Here is a 17,489-nt window from a genome sequence, read left to right on the forward strand (position 1 = left end):
CACCGCTGCGGCTATCTTTCGGCCTTCGGTGGAGATCGTCTGGGGGAGGGCCATGAACACCATCGCCGATCGGATGGCCGCGGCGTACGACGATGCCATCGAGGATCTGTGTGGGGCGACTCCGAAGGGTTGGTACGCGAAGCGCGGCACCGCCCGCGCGGCGGTGACCCACGCGGGTGCGGCGACGTTGAACGTCGCCTACGACCTGTCGCCGGAGCCGGACCTGAAGTCGCTGGACGAGCTGGCGACAGACGTGGCCGGGCAGGTCGAGACCTGGTCGATCATGGTCCGGGGCGACGCCGACGGCTCGGTGGCTGATCTCGCCGGCCGACAGGGGCTCCGGGAGCGCAGCGAGCTGCCGCTGCTGGCCTGCACGGCGGGCGAGCTGCTCTTCCGGGCCGACGAGGCGCAGCGCGAGCGCGTGCGTCGGGTCGGCGCGGTGGACAGCGATCGGTACACGGATGTCCTCACCAGGGGGTTCGAGGCCCCGGACGGTCTGTTCGGGTCGCTGATGGGCGGCGCCGTGCTCGACGCCGAGCGGATCGACGGCTACCTGTACGAGGAGGCCGGCGAAACCCTCGGCACGGGTCTCGGGATACGGACCCGGGGTATGGTCGGCATCTTCAACATCGCTGTCGTCCCGGGCGCGCGCGGTCGTGGCCTGGGTCGCGCGATCACCGAGAAGGTGCTGCGCGAGGGTGTCGCGGCCGGCGCGGACGCGGCGTACCTGCAGACCAGCGCGCTCGGCCGGCCACTGTACGAGTCGATGGGCTTCCGCTTCCAGGAGAACTGGATCGCCTTTCATGCCTGAGACCCGAGGGAACATCCACCGTGAGCTTCAGTGACGACGTCCGCTCGGCCTTTCGGCGTGGGGAGACCGACGCGGTGGTACGGATGAGTACGGCCGAGATCGAGCGGGCCCGGGCCGTCGGCGACGCGGCGGGCGAGGTGGAGGCCCGGTACAGCCTCGCGCGGGTGGCGATTCGTGGCGGCGAAATGACGCTCGGGGAGGCGCGAGCGCGCGAGGCGCTCGACGTCGCGGTGCGCTCCGGCGATCGCGCGTTGGAGGAGCGGCCGAGACACGTGCTGGCCGCCGTGGCGCGGATGGCCGGTGACCTGACCCGGGCGCGGGATCTGTACCGGGAGAGCATCGCGCTGAACGAGGCGCTGGGTCGGCCGGAGACCGTCAACTCCGAGACGCACAACCTGGCCTTCTGCGAGCTGGGCCTCGGCAATCTCGCCGAGGCGAGGAGACTGTTCACCCTCAGCCGTACCCGGGTGTTCCGGCACGGCTGGAACGAGTTCGTGCCGTACGTCTGCGTGGCGGGCGCGGCGCTCGCGTCCGCCGAGGGCGACCACCCGCGAGCGGCGCTCATGGTCGGTCTCGCGGACGCGGCGTTCGCGGCGCTCGGCCAGGTGCCGGACCCGGACGACGCGGCCGACCTCGCCGCCGTGCGGGACGCCGCGATCGAGGCGCTCGGCCCCGCCGGTTACGCCGCCGCGCAGGAGCGGGGCCGGCACCTCGATCCCCGTACGGCGTTCGACGACGACCTCTGAGAGGTGCCGGCGGTCAGGCCGGCGGCTCGGGGGCCGAGCGGGCACCGTGATCGTCACCCGCGCGGGCCCGCGCGGCGGTGACCGCCTGGCCGCGCTCCGACCCGGGAAAGCGGTCGAGCATCGCGCGTACCTCGTCGGCGCTCACGTTGGCGCCGAACAACTCGCTGCCCGGCTCGAGTCGAACCCCCTCGGCGAGGGGACCGGCGACGACCGGGTCGAAGCCGAGATCGTCCACAAGGGACGCGACCGTGGCGAGGTCGGCCTCGTCATCACCGGCGATCGCGATGGCCTTGCGGCCGGCCGCGCCCGTCGGCCGCGCCTCGTCCTCGAGATCGTGATAGCCCATGTGGTTGAACGCCTTGACGACCCGCGCGTCGGCCAGAAACGCCTGGACGATCTCACTGGACGAGGTGCGCGGGTCGGTCAGGTCGTCGCGGATGCCATCCACCTCCCACCAGTAGTTCATCGCGTCGACGACGAGCTTGCCGCGCAGCGCCTCGGCGGGGAGCGCACGGTACTTGCCCAGGGGGAGGGCGAGGATGACGATGTGGGCGTCGGCCACGGCCTCGACCGCGGTGGTCGCCACCGCCCCGGGAGTGAGCACCTCGACGGTCAGGGCGATCTTCGCCGGGTCACCGGAGCCGGCGACGAGCACCCGGTAGCCGGCGGCGAGCGCAAGCCGGGCGAGGACCGTGCCCACCTTGCCGGCGCCGAGGACGGCGAGGGTCCGGGGTCGGTCAGGGCCGCTGTCGTTCATGTCTTCCCTTCCGAAGGGTCGGCCGGCGGGTCAGCTGGCCAGGATGTCGCGGACCATGGGGATCACCCGGGAGCCGTACAGCTCCACGGCGCGCATCCGGGCGCTCACGGGCTGCGCTCCGGCGGTGTAGATGAGGTCGAACCGGCCGACGCCCAGGCTGCGGATGGCACCAGCCATCCGGCGGGCCACCGTCTCGGGCGAGCCGATGTAGAGCGAGCCGTGCTCGACCTCGGAGTCGAACTCCGTACGGCGGATCGGTGGCCAGCCCCGCAGCGCGCCGATCCGGTCCCGCATGACCCGGTAGTGCGGCCAGAACAGCTCCTTGGCCTCCTCGTCGGTGTCGGCGATGAAGCCGGGCGAGTGCATCCCGACCGGGTGCGCGGTGGTGCCGAGCTGGTCGGCCGCCCGGCGGTAGAGGTCGATGTAGGGCGCGAAACGCTCGGGAGCGCCGCCGATGATGGCGAGCATGAGCGGCAGGCCGTACCGGGCGGTCCGCACCACCGACTGGGGTGAGCCGCCCACGCCCACCCACGTGGTGAGGTGCCCCGACTCGGTCTTGGGGAAGACGTCGGCGTCCTTCAGTGGGGCACGCGTGGTGCCGCTCCAGGTGACCGGCTGCTCGTCGAGCAGCTTCGCGAACAGCTCGATCCGCTCCTCGAACAGCACGTCGTAGTCGGCCAGGTCGTAGCCGAACAGGGGGAAGGACTCGGTGAACGAGCCCCGACCGAGGATGACCTCGGCCCGGCCGTGCGACAGCGCGTCGACAGTGGCGAAACGCTGGAACACCCGGACCGGGTCGTCCGAACTCAGCACCGTCACGCCGGAGGAGAGCCGAATCCGCGAGGTGCGGGTGGCGATTCCCGCCAGCACCGTCTCCGGCGTCGACACCGAGTACTCCGGACGGTGGTGCTCGCCGAGGGCGATCACGTCGACGCCGAGGTCGTCGGCCAGCACCGCCTCGTCGACGACCTGCCGGATCGCGGCGGCGTGCGACACGGGCTTGCCGAAGTCGTCCTCCGGTACGTCACCGAAGGTGTCGAGGCCGAACACGAGATCAGACATTGGTGGGCTCCTTCGCCAACAGCTCCCGGACCCGCGGCGCGACCTCACTGCCCAGCAGCTCGATGGTGCGCGCCCGTGCCTCGCGAGGCAGGTGCATGATGTCGTACTTCAGGTCGAACCGACTCAGCCGCAGGTCGCGGGCCATCGTGGCGATCTTGCGGGCGATCGTCTCCGGTGAGCCGACGAACAGCGCCCCGTGGTCGATCTCGGCCTCGTAGCGGGCGCGGTCCGGTTTGTAGAAGCCGCGCTCCTCGGCGAGCCGCGCCACGGTCGGCTGCCAGTAGCGCCACCAGGTCTCCACCGCCTCCTCGTCGGTGTCCGCGACAAGACCGAGCGAGTGCTGCCCGACCGGTCGCGCCGGCTGCCCGAACTGTTCCAGCGCCTGGTGGTAGAGGTCGACGTGGCCGGCGAACCGCTGGGGACGCCCTCCGATGATCGCGAGCATGAGGGGAAGCCCGTAACGGGCGGCGCGGACCACCGAGTTGGGGCTTCCTCCGACGCCGATCCAGGTCGGGATCCCGCCCGGTCGCATCCGTGGATGCAGCCGCTGGGCGACCAGGGGACTGCGTACCGTTCCGGACCAGGTGACCGTCTCGTCGCGCTGAAGCCGTACGAAGAGGTCCAGCTTCTCTTCGAACAACCGCTCGTAGTCCGCCAGGTCGTAGCCGAACAGCGGGAACGACTCGGTCGCCGACGCCCGCCCGAGGACCAGTTGGGCGCGCCCGTCGCTCACCGCGTCGAGGGTGGCGAACTCGTGGTAGAGCCGTACCGGATCGTTCGTGCTGAGCACCGTGACCGAGGTGCCGAGGCGGATCCGCTCGGTCGCCGTCGCGATCGCCGCGAGCAGGACGGGTGTGGCCGAGTCGTTGTGGCCCTCCCGGTAGTGCTCACCGAGGCTGAACACGTCGAGCCCTACCGACTCCGCGAGGCGGGCCTCGTCCACGAGCAGTCGTACGGTCTCGGCGTCGCTCAGGGTCCGGTCGCCGTCGGTGGCCACCTCTCCGAACGAGTTGAGCCCCAGTTCGAAGCCTTGCGCCGTCATGTCTCCTCCTCGGCGATCCTCGCCGCCGACCGTGGGGAAGTGACCTCCCCGGTTGACGTGTCAATGATGCTAACCTGCTGATTGACGCGTCAATTCCCGGGGAGGGACACATGGCGAGCGCCACACCCGAGCGGCGGAGGGGCCGCCAGCTGCCGACCGCGGAGGAGCTGCGGATCTGGCGGGACTTCGTCGAGACGACCGAGTTGCTGAGCTCCCGGGTCGCGTCCCGCCTCCAGGTGGACTCTTCCCTCTCGTCGGGCGACTACGCCGTCCTGCTCGCCCTCACCGAGGCGCCGGACAAGCGGATGCGCTCCTCCGCCCTGGCCGCACACATCGGGTGGGAACGGAGCCGGCTCTCGCACCACCTGGGGCGGATGGAACGGCGCGGGCTCATTCGACGCGAGGAGTGCGCGACCGTCCCCCGGGGTGCGGAGGTGCACCTCACGCCGAGCGGGGCGGAGGCGTTCGCGGGGGCCACCTTCCCGCACCTGCGCGCCATCCGCGAGCTGTTCGTCGACGCTCTCACACCGGACCAGCTCCGCGCGGCCGGCGACATCGCGGGGGCGCTGCGCGAGCACCTCGGGCCGCGGCCCGAGGAGCACGAGGAGTAGGCCGGGCCGCATGCCGCGCGGCACACCGGGTACGCCGCTGCGGCCCCACATGCTTGCCGCACAGCCCGAGGAGCGCCGACATGTCCATCGCGGGGCGGGTACGACTGTCACCGACCGTCTCCCTGGTGCTGCTCGCGTCGATCCTCGTGTCGTTCCTGGCCGCGTCGGCGGCGCCGACCCCGCTCTACGGGATCTACCAGGAGCGCTGGCACTTCTCGCCGGTCACGACCACGCTGGTGTTCGCGGTCTACGCGCTCGCGGTGCTGGCGTCGCTACTCACCTTCGGTAAGTTGTCCGATCATGTCGGCCGGCGCCCGGTCCTGGCCGTCGCGATCGCCGTGCAGATCCTCTCGCTCGTGGTCTTCGTCCTCGCCAATGGCGTACCCACATTGCTGACCGCTCGCCTCGTGCAAGGGCTGGCGACCGGTGCCGCCACGGGCGCCATCGGCGCCGCCATGCTCGACATCGACCGTGCCCGAGGCACGCTGGCGAACTCGATCGCCCCCGGTCTGGGCACCGGCAGCGGTGCGCTGCTCTCGGCGCTGCTCATCCGCTATCTGCCCGCGCCCACGAGGCTGGTGTTCGTCGTCCTCATCGTGATCCTGCTGGTGCAGGCCGTCGGGGTCGCCCTGATGCCGGAGACGGTCACGCCGATGGCGGGCGCCCGACAGAGCCTGCGGCCGGAGGTCAGGCTGCCCCGCTCCGTACGCGGGCCGGTGCTGGTCGTCGTTCCGGTGCTGTTCGCGGTCTGGGCGCTGGCCGGCTTCTTCGGGGCGCTCGGCCCGGCGCTCGTCCGCAGCCTGATGGACACGTCGATCGTGGTCGCCGGTCTGGTTCTCTTCGTCTTCGCCCTCTTCGGGTCGGTCGCCGTTCTGGTGCTGCGCAACACCGCGGCGCGGACCGTGATCCTGACCGGGATCGTCGCCCTCATCCTGGGCATGGTCGTCACGGTGCTCTCGGTCATGGCCGAGTCCGTTCCCGGGTTCTTCGTCGGCCTCGCGCTGGGCGGCGTCGGCTTCGGCGGCGGGTTCCAGGGCAGTCTCAAGACGATCATGCCGCTGGTCGAGGCGCACGAACGCGCCAGCGTGCTGTCGCTGCTCTACGTCGTCTGCTACGTCGGCTTCGGCCTTCCCACAGTGATCGCCGGCTTCCTCGTCGTCTACGCGGGCGGTCTGCCGCAGACCGCCGACGAGTACTCGGTAGCCGTCATTCTGCTCGCCCTCGTCGCCCTGCTCGGGGTGCGCAGAGCGACGAGGGCGGCACCCGGCTGATGCCGGGAACGCCGCACCCGCCGCCGGCGCAGGACGTAGCGTGGTGATCGCCGACGGCGGTGCCCGCACGCAATCCAGGAGGCCGTGATGAGCCCGAAGGCTGGCCAGGGCGACGCGAGCGCCGCGTCGAACCTCGCAGGCCTCGACGTCAAGGTCGAGGTGGTCGTCATCCCGGTGTCGGACGTCGACCGCGCGAAGCGGTTCTACCAGGGCCTCGGGTGGCGACTCGACCAGACGCCGCCCGGCATCGTCCAGTTCACGCCGCACGGCTCCGCGTGCTCGGTGCAGTTCGGTGCGCAGCTCACGTCGGGGACGCCGGGTTCGGCAACGGCGTACCTGGTCGTGTCGGACATCGAGGCGGCCCGCGACGCGCTGGCCGTGGCCGGTGTCGAGGTGAGCGGCATCTTCCACGTCACGCCGGACGGCCCGGCCGACGGCCCGGACCCCGAGCGGCGCAGCTACGTCTCGCGCGCCACGTTCCGCGACCCGGACGGCAACACCTGGCTGATGCAGGAGATCACCACCCGGCTGCCGGGGCGCGTCGAGGGCGACCTGACGTCGTACGGGTCCGCAAGCGAGCTGGCGAGCGCGCTGCGGCGCGCGGCCGCCGCCCACGGCGAGCACGAGAAGCGCACCGGCGAGCGGGACGAGAACTGGCCCGACTGGTACGCGACGTACATGGTGAGCGAGCAGTCGGGGGCCACGCCGCCCGAGTGAGTCGCGCCGGTCCCACCCCACCGCCCGCCGAGGCCGGCGCGGCGGTGCGGCTGCGTGCCCGCCTTCCGTGGTGCCCGACAGAAATCGTCAGATGTATTGGCGAGGCGTGTGGATGGTGTGGGCCTCCACCGTGGCCGCCGGTCCCCGCGATCGTCCCGGGCGAGCCCGAACTCTCCCGATAAGTGTCGGCTCGCCGCCCGCGATCCTTCCAGCTATCGACCGTTGCCTATTGCGTGACACCGGAGTAATCTTCCCGAAACACATCGGACGTTTGGTCGTCCGAGGGTCTGCCAACGGCCTGCGCAGCGAGGCCGGTGTCACCGCGCGGATCCACTATCGGGGGTCGTCGTTGTCGCGCTTGGGTGGCCGCATCGGTCACCGTTTGGAGGATCGATGTCAGACCTGACCCGGCGGCAGGCCCTCAAGATCGGCGCGGCCGGCGCGGGTGGCGCCCTGCTGCCGCTGCCCTGGACGGCGACCGCCCAAGCCGACTCCGTCGCGCCGCCGCAGGTGCTGGCGGCCAACGACCTCGCCCTCTGGTACGACGAGGGCGCCGGCACGGACTGGCTGCGGGCCCTGCCGATCGGCAACGGCCGGCTCGGCGCGATGGTGTTCGGCAACGTCGACACCGAGCGACTCCAGCTCAACGAGGACACCGTCTGGGCCGGCGGGCCGCACGACCCCAGCAACACCAAGGGCGCCGCGGCGCTGCCGGAGATCCGGCGACTGGTCAACGCGAACCAGTGGACCCAGGCCCAGGACCTCATCAACCAGACCATGATGGGCAACCCCGGCGGGCAGTTGGCGTACCAGACCGTCGGCAACCTCCGGCTCGCCTTCGGATCCGCCAGCGGGGCGTCCCAGCACAACCGCACGCTCGACCTGACCACCGCCACCGCCACGACGTCGTACGTCCTGGGTGGTATCCGCTACCAGCGTGAGGTCTTCGCCAGCGCGCCGGACCAGGTCATCGCGATGCGACTGACCGCCGACCGCAGCAATTCGATCAGCTTCACCGCCACCTTCGACAGCCCGCAGCGCACGACGGTGTCCAGCCCGGACGGCACGACGATCGGCCTCGACGGCGTCTCCGGCAGCCAGGAGGGCGTCACCGGGCAGGTCCGTTTCCTCGCCCTGGCCAACGCCACCGTCACCGGGGGCACCGTGTCCAGCTCCGGCGGCACCCTGCGGGTCACCAACGCGACAAGCGTGACAGTGCTCATCTCGATCGGCTCCAGCTACGTCAACTACCGCAACGTCGGTGGTGACTACGGGGGCATCGCGCGACAGCGCCTCAGCGCGGCGCGCGCCTACAGCTACGACCAGCTGCGCAGCCGGCACGTCGCCGACTACCAGGCGCTGTTCGGGCGGGTCACCATCGACCTGGGCCGCACCTCCGCCGCCGACCAGACGACCGACGTCCGCATCGCCCAGCACAACAGCGTCAACGACCCGCAGTTCTCCGCGCTGCTGTTCCAGTTCGGCAGGTACCTGCTGATCTCGTCGTCGCGGCCCGGCACCCAGCCGGCGAACCTCCAGGGCATCTGGAACGACTCGCTGACCCCCTCGTGGGACTCGAAGTACACGATCAACGCCAACCTGCCGATGAACTACTGGCCGGCCAACACGACCAACCTGGCCGAGTGCCACAACCCGGTGTTCGACATGGTCCGCGACCTGTCGGTGGCCGGCGCCCGTACCGCCCAGGTCCAGTACGGCGCGGGCGGCTGGGTCACCCACCACAACACCGACGCGTGGCGGGCCACCGCCGTCGTGGACGGCGCGTTCTGGGGCATGTGGCAGACCGGCGGTGCCTGGCTGTCCACACTGATCTGGGACCACTACCTGTTCAACGGCGACGTCGAGTTCCTGCGGGCGAACTACCCGGCCATGAAGGGCGCCGCGCAGTTCTTCCTCGACACGCTGGTGACCGAGCCGACCCTCGGCTATCTGGTGACCAACCCGTCGAACTCGCCGGAGCTCAGCCACCACGCGAACGCCAGCGTCTGCGCCGGCCCCACGATGGACAACCAGATCCTGCGCGACCTGTTCGATGGGGTCGCCCGGGCCAGCGAGATCCTCAACGTGGACAGCACCTTCCGGGCCCAGGTCCGCGCCACCCGGGACCGGCTCGCGCCGATGAAGATCGGCTCGCGGGGCAACATCATGGAGTGGCTCTACGACTGGGTGGAGACCGAGCCCAACCACCGCCACATCTCGCACCTCTACGGGCTGGCCCCCAGCAACCAGATCACCAAGCGCGGCACCCCGCAGTTGTTCGAGGCCGCCCGCAAGACGCTGGCGCTGCGCGGCGACGACGGCACCGGCTGGTCGCTGGCCTGGAAAATCAACTTCTGGGCGCGGATGGAGGAGGGCAAGCGGGCCCACGACCTGATCCGCTACCTCGCCACCACCGCCCGGCTCGCGCCCAACATGTTCGACCTGCACCCGCCCTTCCAGATCGACGGCAACTTCGGTGCCACGGCCGGCATCGCCGAGATGCTGCTCCAGAGCCACATCGGTGAGCTGCACATCCTGCCCGCGCTGCCGCCGGCCTGGCCCAGCGGACGGGTGACCGGCCTGCGGGGCCGCGGTGGGCACACGGTCAGCATCACGTGGGCGAGCGGCGCGGCCACCGAGGTGCTGGTGCGACCGGACCGTGCCGGCACCGTCCGCCTGCGGTCGCGGTTCCTGACCGGCACCGTCAGCGTTGTCGACACCGCCGACGGGACGTCGCCCCGGGTCACCCGCGTCGAATCCGACCTGATCGAGGTCACCGTGCAGGCGGGACGCACCTACCGGGTCAGCAGCACGGGTGTCGCCACGCCGACGCTGGAGCAGAGCTTCACCAACGCCGGCATCAGCAACGACAGCAACACCAACGTCGCAAACTTCGACGGCAACGGCGCCAGTCTCTCCGCGCAGGCCCTGGCGCAGGCCGGTGCCAGCCCGGGCAGCACGGTGAGCCGCAACGGAGTGAACTTCCGCTGGCCCAACGTCAGCCCCGGCACGGCCGACAACGCCATCGCCTCAGGCCAGACCATCGGCGTCAGCGGCACCGGCAGCACGCTCGGCTTCCTGGTGACCGGCACGTACGGCGCCGTGTCGGGAACGGGCACCGTGGTGTACGCCGACGGCACCCGCCAGACGTTCACGTTGAGCACCCCCGACTGGTACGGCGGGCCGCAGTCCGGGGCGACCGCCGCCATCGTGTCCGCCTACCAGAACCGGCCCAACAACGCCCGCCAGGCCACGGCGGCCTGCATCTACTACGTGGGCGTCGCGTTGCAGAGCAAGGCGGTGACCCAGGTCGTGTTGCCGAACATCAGCGCACGGGCCGCGGCGAACGTGCCCACCATGCACGTCTTCGCCATCGCGATCGGGTCCTGACCGTCCGCCTCGCCACCTCCCCGGCGCCGGGGAGGTGGCGAGGTCGCGCGGCCCGGCCGCGCGGGCGGGCAGCGCGGTCACCGGCGACGCGGCGTGATCAGTCCCGACTCGTACGCCCATACGACCAGCTGGGCCCGGTCGCGGCAGTGCAGCTTGGTCATCGCCCGGTTCACGTGTGTCTTGGCGGTCAACGGACTGATCACCATCCGCACGGCGATCTCGTCGTTGGTCATTCCGCGGGCGACGAGCTCGACGATCTCCTGTTCGCGGGCGGTCAGCACGTCCCGGCCGGCCGCCGGCACGGCAGGTGGCGGGCCGGCCACGAACTCGCTGATCAGCGTACGGGTGACGGCCGGCGCGAGCAGCGCGTCGCCGCGCGCCACGACGGCGACGGCCTGCAGCAGGTCGGCGGGGTCGGCGTCCTTGAGCAGGAAACCGCTGGCGCCCGCTCGCAGGGCGGCGAAGACGTAGGAGTCGAGCCCGTAGTTGGTGAGGATGAGAATCCGGATCGCGGCAAGGTCGGGATCCGCGGCAATGCGCCGGGTCGCCTCGATGCCGTCGAGCCCCGGCATCTGCACGTCCATCAGTACGACGTCCGGGCGCAGGCGCCGCGCGAGGTGCACGGCCGACGTGCCGTCGGTGGCCTCGCCGACGACCTCCAGGTCGTCCTCGGCCTCCAACAGCGCCCGAAATCCGGCTCGCATCAGCGCCTGGTCGTCGACGAGCAGGACCCGGATCATGCCGGCTCTCCGCGCCGTCGCCCGGTCATGCCGGCTCGTCGAGGGGGAACGTGGCCCGCACGGTGAACCCGTGGTCGTCGCGAGCGGCGGCTTGCAGGGTGCCGCCCAGTCCGGTGACCCGTTCCCGCATACCGCGCAGTCCCACCCCAGGTGTCGGGGGCCGCGCCGGCGACGCCTGCCCGTCGTCGGTGACCGCGACAGTCAGCCCGGCCGGGGCGTACTCGAGGTGAATGTGCGCGGTCGCGGGGCCGGCATGGCGGGCCACATTGGTCAGGGCCTCCTGGACGACCCGGTAGCCGGCCTGGTCGACCTCGTCGGGCAGGCTCCGGGGCCGGCCGCTGACGGTGACCTGGACCGGCACGCCGACCGCCCGGGTCCGCTCGGCGAGTTCGTCCACCCGGGCCAGCCCGACGCGGTCGTCGTCGGGCGCGCGCAGGACGTCGAGGGTGGTGCGTAGTTCCCGCATCGCGGCGCCGCTGGCCTCCTGGATCGCCAGCAGCGTGGCCGACGGTTCCTCGCCGTGCTTGCGGGCCAGGTGCACGGCGATCCCGGCCTGCACCTTGATCACCGAGATGCTGTGGGTCAGGGAGTCGTGCAGGTCGCGGGCGATGCGCAGACGCTCTTCCCCGGCCCGCCGCAGCGCCATCTCCTCGCGGGTGCGCTCAGCCTCGATGGCCCGCTGCTCGACCTGCTCCAGGTACGCCCGGCGTTGCCGACCGACGAGCCCGGCGACGTTGGCCGCCACGAACCATCCCAGCAGCAGGGCCGTCCGCTCGACGATCAGCTGGTTGGGGCGGTCGGCCGGCGCCACCGAGAAGTCGCGGGCCAGGAAGCCACCGAGGAAGGCGAGGCTGGCCACGGCGGCGGCCGCCCGGCGACCCCGCCAGGCGGCGAGGTAGACCACGCCGAGCACGGGGAACGCGGCGGACACCCCGGAGTGCACCCGGATGTGCAGGGCCAGCATGGCGGCGGTCACCACGCCCAGCGCGACCACCGGGTACCGCCGGCACACCGCGAGGGCCGCCGCCATGGCGAGGACCAGGGCGACGTCGAGGGCCCCGACGGTCGCGGCGTCCGGTGCGAGCGCGGCGTTGCCGAGCAGCAGGCCGCCGAGGGCGAGACCACTGAGGGCGTACGGCAGGTCGCGGCGCATGGTCGCACTGTAGAACGGCCGTCGTCCGTGGAGCATCCCGCGCGCGCGGTAGATCAGGCGTACCACCGGCGTGGTATCGCGCCGGTGCAAGTGTCTGCGGCGGAACGACGTTTTCCCGGCCCGCCACGGCAAGCATCGACCTCATGACATACCGCTTCTTCACGCCCGTTCCCACAAAGGCGGCCACCGGCCGCACCGCAGAGGTCTACCAGCAGTCGCGCGAGGACTTCCTCGGGCCGCTGCCCACCTTCCAGGTGCTCTCGGTCGTGCCGGAGGTGCTGGCCGCGACCTGGTCGTTGCTGCGCGAGGCCCTGATCGCCGGGGACGCGTCCCGGGTCGAGCGCGAACTCGTCGCGGCGGCCGTGTCCCGGGCCAACCGCTGTCAGTTCTGCGTCGACGCCCACGTGCTGCTGCTGCACGCCCTGGGCGAGCACGCTCTGGCCGAGGTCGTCGCCCGGGGCGGGACGCCACCCGACCCGAGGCACGCCGAACTCGTCCGCTGGGCCCAGGCCAGCCGCAGCCCTCGCGCCGCCGACTGGAGCAGCACGTACCGCACGGAGGTTACCGGCACGCTTCTCGCCTTCCACTTCATCAACCGGATCGTCTCGGCGCTGCTCGACCCCGACCTGCTCCCCGGCGGCCTGCAACGCTCCCCGCTGGTGCGTTCGGTCGGGGGCCGGCTGTACGCCAGGGCCGCGCGGGAGCCGAGGGATCCCGGGCGCAGTCTCCCGCTCCTCGAGGCCGGTCCGCCGCCGCCGACCTGGGCGGGGGACAGCCCGGTCGGTGTCGCCTACGCGTCGTTGCGAACCGCCGCCACCCGGGGCGGGGACCTGCTGGGCGACGTGGCCCGCCAGACCGTGACGGCCGCCGTGCGCTGGGAGGACGGGCGGTTCCCGGCCCGGCCCGCGGACTGGGCCGTCGACCTGGTCCGGGACGTGCCCGGCCGGGACCGCATCGGAACCCGGATCGCGTTGCTGGCGGCGTTCGCACCCAGCGCGATCAGCGTGGGGGACGTCGCCCTCTGGCGGCTGTCGCACCCCGCCGACGCCGACCTCGTCCGGCTGGTCGCGTACGGGGCGATCACCGCCACCGACCACGTCGCCCAGGCCCTGGCCTCGGCGCACCTCTAGGAGATCACCATGCGTAAGGCATTCGTCGTCAGCGCCGCCCTGCTGCTCATCGCGTTCGCCGTCCAGTTCGTCTTCGCCGCCGTCGGCGCGTTCACGAAACCCGGGGGCGACGACGCGTACGCCCTGCACAGTGTCAACGGCATGGCCGTCATCCCCGTCCTCACCCTGCTCACCGCCCTGTTCGCCGCGCTGGCGAAGGCGCCGGGTCGACTCGTCGGACTGGCGATCCTGCCGGTCGGCCTCGTCGTCGTGCAGGCGCTCCTCGCCATGCTCGCCAACGCCTCCACCGACGCCGCCGGAGTCAGCACCGCGTTCGGCCTGACCCTCGGCGGGTTGCACGCGCTCAACGGCATCGTCGCGGTGCACGTCGTGGTCGGCGTCCTGCGGGGAGCGCGGAGGCTGGGCGGTCCGGCGCCGGTGGGCGACATGCGCGAGGCCGTCCGGGAGGGGGAGCCGGCATGACCACCGGCTCGCTGCTCGTGGCGGACCTGGTGCTCGCGGTTCTCACCGCCGCCGGATGGCTGGGTGGCGGCGCCGCGGCGGCCGCCCGGCGCCGTCCGCTCGCACTAGGGCTGGCCGCCGTCGCGCTGCTCGCCACGCTCGGCCGCGCGCTCACGGTGACCGCGCTCGCCCGCGCCGGCTGGTGGTTCGCCGCGGAGAAGGTCCTCATCGCCGCGCCCCTGTCGCTCGCCGCGGTGGTCGTCGCCGGGCCGCGGCTGCTGCGGGCCGCAGGCGACCTCCGGTCCGTCGCGGTCCCGCTCCTCGTCGCCGGGTACGCCGTGAGTGGCGCCCTGCTCGTGACGATCCTGCACGGGTATCCGGCGTCGGCCTCGGTGGGGCTGCTCGCGGTCGCCGGGGTCGGCACGGCGGCGGCGGTCTCGTGGCGCCTCCTCGACGCGCGTCCGTCCCGGACGGTGTCCCGGGCGGCCACCGTGCTGACGGTCGCGGCCCTGCTGGCCGGAACCGGCCTGGCCGTCGCCCCGGACGCCGCGCCCGCCGTACCGCATGATCATGGCTATCCGCAGATCCGGACCACCGACGAACCCACCCGGCGGTTCACCCTGACGGCCGGGACCGCCACGGTGAAGGTGGGTGGCCGCGACGTCGCGGCGTGGGCGTTCAACGCGCAGGTACCCGGGCCGGAGTTGACCGCCACCGTCGGCGACGTCGTGGAGGTGACGCTGCACAACCGGGACATCGGACGGGGCGTCACCCTGCACTGGCACGGGTACGACGTGCCGAACAGTCAGGACGGGGTGCCCGGGGTGACGCAGGCAGCGGTGCTGCCCGGCCAGGAGTTCGTCTACCGGTTCCGTGCCGATCAGGCCGGGACGTACTGGTACCACACCCACGCGGTGTCCGACGTCGGTGTGCGGATGGGCCTCTACGGCGTCCTGGTGGTGCGCCCGGGGCCGACGACAGGCCTCGACGTGACCGTGCCGGTGCACACCCTGGCGGGTCGTCCGCTGCCCGCGTCGAGAGTGGAGCGGGTCGAGGCCGGCGTGCCGGTACGGCTGCGCTTGATCAACACCGACAACACGACGCACCGCTACGCCCTGGCCGGGGCCGCCTTCCGGGTCGCCGCGATCGACGGCTCTGATCTGCGGGGTCCGACGCCGCTCGCGGACACCGCCGTGCTGATCCCGGCCGGGGGCCGTTACGACCTGGTGTTCACCGCGCCGGCCACCCCGGTGACGCTGTTCGTCGACGGACGGGTGGTCTACTCCACCGGGGAGGTGTCGGCGGCGACCGGCGGGTGGCCCGTCCTGGACCCGCTCACCTACGGTGTGCCGGCTCCGATGCCGTGGGCCCGGTTCGACCGGACGTTCACCCTCGTCCTCGATCGTGGTCTCGACCTGCACGGACTGCTTCCGCGATACGCCCACACCGTGAACGGCGCGGCGGATCCGGACATCCCGCCGCAGGTCGTCCGCCGCGGCGACGTCGTCCGCTTCACGATCGTCAACCGGTCGCAGACGGTGCACCCGTGGCACCTGCACGGCCACCACGTCCTCGTGCTGTCCCGCACGGGGAAGGCGGCGATCGGAAGTCCGTTGTGGCTGGACTCGTTCGACGTCCGGCCGGGTGAGGTGTGGGAGGTGGCGTTCCGGGCCGACAACCCGGGGATGTGGGCCAACCACTGCCACAACCTGGGGCACGCCGACGCCGGGATGACGCTGCACCTCATGTACTCGTGATCTCCCGCGCCGTTCCCGGTTTCGGCCCGAGCCTGGCGGGAACCCCGTCGCCGCCCGTGCAGCGGAGGCAGGCGACGAAGAGGTGGCTATGACCCTGGCCAACCCGGCTCCCGACTATTTCGAGCCCGAAGACGGCATGTTCCTGGCGACGCTGCTCATCGTCCGCGACATCGATCGGTCGCGGGAATACTACGAGCGGGTGTTCGGGGCGACGTGCGTCCACGACGCGAACCCGCTGATCATGAGGTTCTTCAACAGCTACATCATCATCAACGTCGAGGGCGGACCGACGGACGACAAGCCGACGGTCCAGGCCAAGGCCCCGGTCGACTTCAACACCCTGAGCTGCGCGATGAATGTCCGGGTCCGGGACATCCGCGCGCTCTACACCGACTGGAAGGCCCGCGGCGCGGATTTCCTCACCGAGCCGAAGGACCACGGCACGGAGATCCGTTGTTACCTCCGCGACCCCGACGGCTATCTGGTGGAGATCGGGCAGGGCCTCTAGCCGCGGAGTCCCATCGCGGGCAGCCGGATCGGGCAGGCGCAGCACCCGGCCCCGTCGCGTGGCGACGGGGCCGGGTGTCGGTGCGCGGAGTCGGTCGGGATCAGCTAGTTCCGCAGCTGACCGTCGGCCAGTTCCAGTTGCCGTTGGCCATGATCGTTATGCCGAAGTTGTTGCCGTTGCCGTTCGGCCTGGCGGTGACGGTTCCGCTGGTGCCGCTGACGGAGGCGTTCCAGCTGTTCTGAATGCTCTGGCCGCCGCCGAGTCCGAGTCTGACGACCCAGTTGTTGGTGCCGCTGACCGCGACGTTGAGATTGAAGCGGTCGCCCCACTGCTGACCGGCGGAGAGCGTCGCGTTGCAGGTGCCGGTCCCGGGGTTACCGGTGGTGGGCCCGGAGGTGGGCCCGGAGGTTGGGTTGCCGCCGCCGCCCTCCTGAACGGTGACGTCGGAGCTGCCGCTGCTCTGGTAGCCCTCGGTGGCCATGATCTGGTAGCTGTGGTTGGTGCCGAGGTTCAGGCCGGCGCGGGCCCATGCGTCGAAGTGGTTGGCGGTGGTGATGGTGCCACTCGAACGCTTCTGCTGGCGGACGCTCCAGTACTGGTAGAACGTCTGGTTGCCGTCGATCGACGGGGCGTTGACCCGCTGGCTGCGCAGGATGTCGTAGGTGCCGCCGTCAGTGGTCACCGTGCCCAGCCGCTGTGCGCCGCTGCTCGGGTTGTAGCTGCCGAAGTTCTCCACCACGTAGTACTCGATGAGCGGGTTGCGCGTCCATCCGTACAGGGCGAGGTAGGTGTTGTTGTTCCCCGGGTTGTAGTTGGCCGAGTAGCTGACCGTCCGCCGCGAGCCGGTGGCCCAGCCCTTGCCGCCGACCCAGTTGTTGGTGCTGCGGTCCCAGCTGCTGGAGTACCGGCCGTTTTCGCGCAGCGTCATGCTGGCGTTGCCGCCGTCCTTCCAGAAGGAGAAGTAGTAGCCGTTGTGCGTGCCGGTCAGGCTCGAGGTGAGCGTCCGGTCGGCCTCGGCGTACGCGTTGGTCGCCGTCACCGTGCCGGCGACGGCCAGGACGGCCGCGCAGGCGGCGCCCAGGAGCAACCGGATGCGGCCGCGCCTCCCTGGCCTGGTGGGGGTGTGGCTGGTGTCGGTCATGTGGGTGGTTCCTCCTCGTAACGGCCACGGCGTCGTGCCGCGTGGTGGTGGTTGGCCGGTCGTCCTGCACGACGACCGGAGGAGTGGGCCGTGGTGGCGGGTGCTGACGGTGATTGAGCATCGTCGATGGGGACCGTATTAACCCAGTCGTCGACTTGTCAACAATTTCCGGAAACGCCGCGGCAACATCGCTCTCGGCTCGCACTTCGGGG

At 71.5% G+C, this 17,489-nt stretch carries 16 protein-coding genes; 10 read left to right on the forward strand and 6 right to left on the reverse strand.

Annotated elements, in window-relative coordinates; genetic code table 11:
• Window positions 1-52 precede the first annotated feature (52 nt).
• A complete protein-coding gene (locus ACGGAQ_RS15785; protein ID WP_393049380.1) occupies window positions 53-811 on the forward strand; it encodes a GNAT family N-acetyltransferase in 759 nt (252 codons plus the stop codon).
• 20 nt (window positions 812-831) lie between these two features.
• Window positions 832-1,557: a tetratricopeptide repeat protein gene (locus ACGGAQ_RS15790; protein WP_393049383.1), complete on the forward strand. Its 726-nt coding sequence runs from the start codon at window positions 832-834 to the stop codon at window positions 1,555-1,557.
• Between the two features lie 13 nt (window positions 1,558-1,570).
• Here the strand turns inward: ACGGAQ_RS15790 and ACGGAQ_RS15795 are convergent, their stop codons facing one another.
• From ACGGAQ_RS15795 to ACGGAQ_RS15805, 3 genes are read right to left on the reverse strand one after another with little or no spacing between them, the layout of a single operon-like run.
• The gene (locus tag ACGGAQ_RS15795) at window positions 1,571-2,314 is read right to left on the reverse strand and encodes an NADPH-dependent F420 reductase (protein ID WP_393049385.1); all 744 of its coding nucleotides are present in this window, start codon (window positions 2,312-2,314) and stop codon (window positions 1,571-1,573) included.
• A 30-nt stretch (window positions 2,315-2,344) separates the two neighbouring features.
• Window positions 2,345-3,376, reverse strand: coding sequence for an LLM class flavin-dependent oxidoreductase (locus tag ACGGAQ_RS15800; protein WP_393049387.1), 1,032 nt, complete (start codon window positions 3,374-3,376; stop codon window positions 2,345-2,347).
• Window positions 3,369-4,418 carry an LLM class flavin-dependent oxidoreductase gene (locus tag ACGGAQ_RS15805; RefSeq protein WP_393049390.1) on the reverse strand — a complete coding sequence of 350 codons (1,050 nt, stop codon included), beginning with the start codon at window positions 4,416-4,418 and terminating at the stop codon, window positions 3,369-3,371. The genes ACGGAQ_RS15800 and ACGGAQ_RS15805 overlap by 8 nt, the downstream gene beginning before the upstream one ends.
• 110 nt (window positions 4,419-4,528) lie before the next feature.
• On the opposite strand from ACGGAQ_RS15805, the gene ACGGAQ_RS15810 reads away from it, so the two are divergent.
• The 4 genes from ACGGAQ_RS15810 (at window position 4,529) to ACGGAQ_RS15825 (ending at window position 10,407) form a co-directional block, all read left to right on the forward strand.
• Window positions 4,529-5,029, forward strand: a complete 501-nt coding sequence (locus ACGGAQ_RS15810; RefSeq protein ID WP_393049393.1) for a MarR family winged helix-turn-helix transcriptional regulator — start codon at window positions 4,529-4,531, stop codon at window positions 5,027-5,029.
• A gap of 80 nt (window positions 5,030-5,109) precedes the next feature.
• On the forward strand, window positions 5,110-6,300 hold the full coding sequence (locus ACGGAQ_RS15815) for an MFS transporter (protein WP_393049395.1): 1,191 nt from the start codon (window positions 5,110-5,112) through the stop codon (window positions 6,298-6,300).
• An 87-nt stretch (window positions 6,301-6,387) separates the two neighbouring features.
• On the forward strand, window positions 6,388-7,017 hold the full coding sequence (locus ACGGAQ_RS15820; protein ID WP_393049398.1) for a VOC family protein: 630 nt from the start codon (window positions 6,388-6,390) through the stop codon (window positions 7,015-7,017).
• A 393-nt stretch (window positions 7,018-7,410) separates the two neighbouring features.
• On the forward strand, window positions 7,411-10,407 hold the full coding sequence (locus tag ACGGAQ_RS15825; protein ID WP_393049399.1) for a glycoside hydrolase N-terminal domain-containing protein: 2,997 nt from the start codon (window positions 7,411-7,413) through the stop codon (window positions 10,405-10,407).
• 77 nt (window positions 10,408-10,484) lie between these two features.
• Here the strand turns inward: ACGGAQ_RS15825 and ACGGAQ_RS15830 are convergent, their stop codons facing one another.
• Window positions 10,485-11,147 carry a response regulator gene (locus tag ACGGAQ_RS15830; protein WP_393049402.1) on the reverse strand — a complete coding sequence of 221 codons (663 nt, stop codon included), beginning with the start codon at window positions 11,145-11,147 and terminating at the stop codon, window positions 10,485-10,487.
• 25 nt (window positions 11,148-11,172) lie between these two features.
• Complete coding sequence (locus tag ACGGAQ_RS15835) at window positions 11,173-12,300, reverse strand: sensor histidine kinase (protein ID WP_393049404.1); 1,128 nt, start codon at window positions 12,298-12,300, stop codon at window positions 11,173-11,175.
• Between the two features lie 143 nt (window positions 12,301-12,443).
• Here ACGGAQ_RS15835 and ACGGAQ_RS15840 point away from each other — a divergent pair, with 143 nt between their 5' ends.
• The 4 genes from ACGGAQ_RS15840 to ACGGAQ_RS15855 all read left to right on the forward strand — a co-directional run bounded on the left by ACGGAQ_RS15840 (window position 12,444) and on the right by ACGGAQ_RS15855 (window position 16,136).
• Window positions 12,444-13,430, forward strand: coding sequence for a carboxymuconolactone decarboxylase family protein (locus tag ACGGAQ_RS15840; protein ID WP_393049406.1), 987 nt, complete (start codon window positions 12,444-12,446; stop codon window positions 13,428-13,430).
• A 9-nt stretch (window positions 13,431-13,439) separates the two neighbouring features.
• Entirely contained in the window at window positions 13,440-13,892 is a 453-nt protein-coding gene (locus tag ACGGAQ_RS15845) for a DUF6220 domain-containing protein (protein WP_393049408.1), read from the forward strand.
• Window positions 13,889-15,628, forward strand: a complete 1,740-nt coding sequence (locus ACGGAQ_RS15850; RefSeq protein ID WP_393049411.1) for a multicopper oxidase family protein — start codon at window positions 13,889-13,891, stop codon at window positions 15,626-15,628. The genes ACGGAQ_RS15845 and ACGGAQ_RS15850 overlap by 4 nt, the downstream gene beginning before the upstream one ends.
• 88 nt (window positions 15,629-15,716) lie before the next feature.
• Window positions 15,717-16,136 carry a VOC family protein gene (locus ACGGAQ_RS15855; RefSeq protein WP_393049414.1) on the forward strand — a complete coding sequence of 140 codons (420 nt, stop codon included), beginning with the start codon at window positions 15,717-15,719 and terminating at the stop codon, window positions 16,134-16,136.
• 100 nt (window positions 16,137-16,236) lie between these two features.
• Here the strand turns inward: ACGGAQ_RS15855 and ACGGAQ_RS15860 are convergent, their stop codons facing one another.
• Complete coding sequence (locus tag ACGGAQ_RS15860; RefSeq protein WP_393049417.1) at window positions 16,237-17,277, reverse strand: glycoside hydrolase family 11 protein; 1,041 nt, start codon at window positions 17,275-17,277, stop codon at window positions 16,237-16,239.
• Between the last annotated feature and the right edge of the window lie 212 nt (window positions 17,278-17,489).

The organism is Micromonospora sp. NPDC047557 (assembly GCF_043205095.1).
GTDB lineage: Bacteria > Actinomycetota > Actinomycetes > Mycobacteriales > Micromonosporaceae > Micromonospora.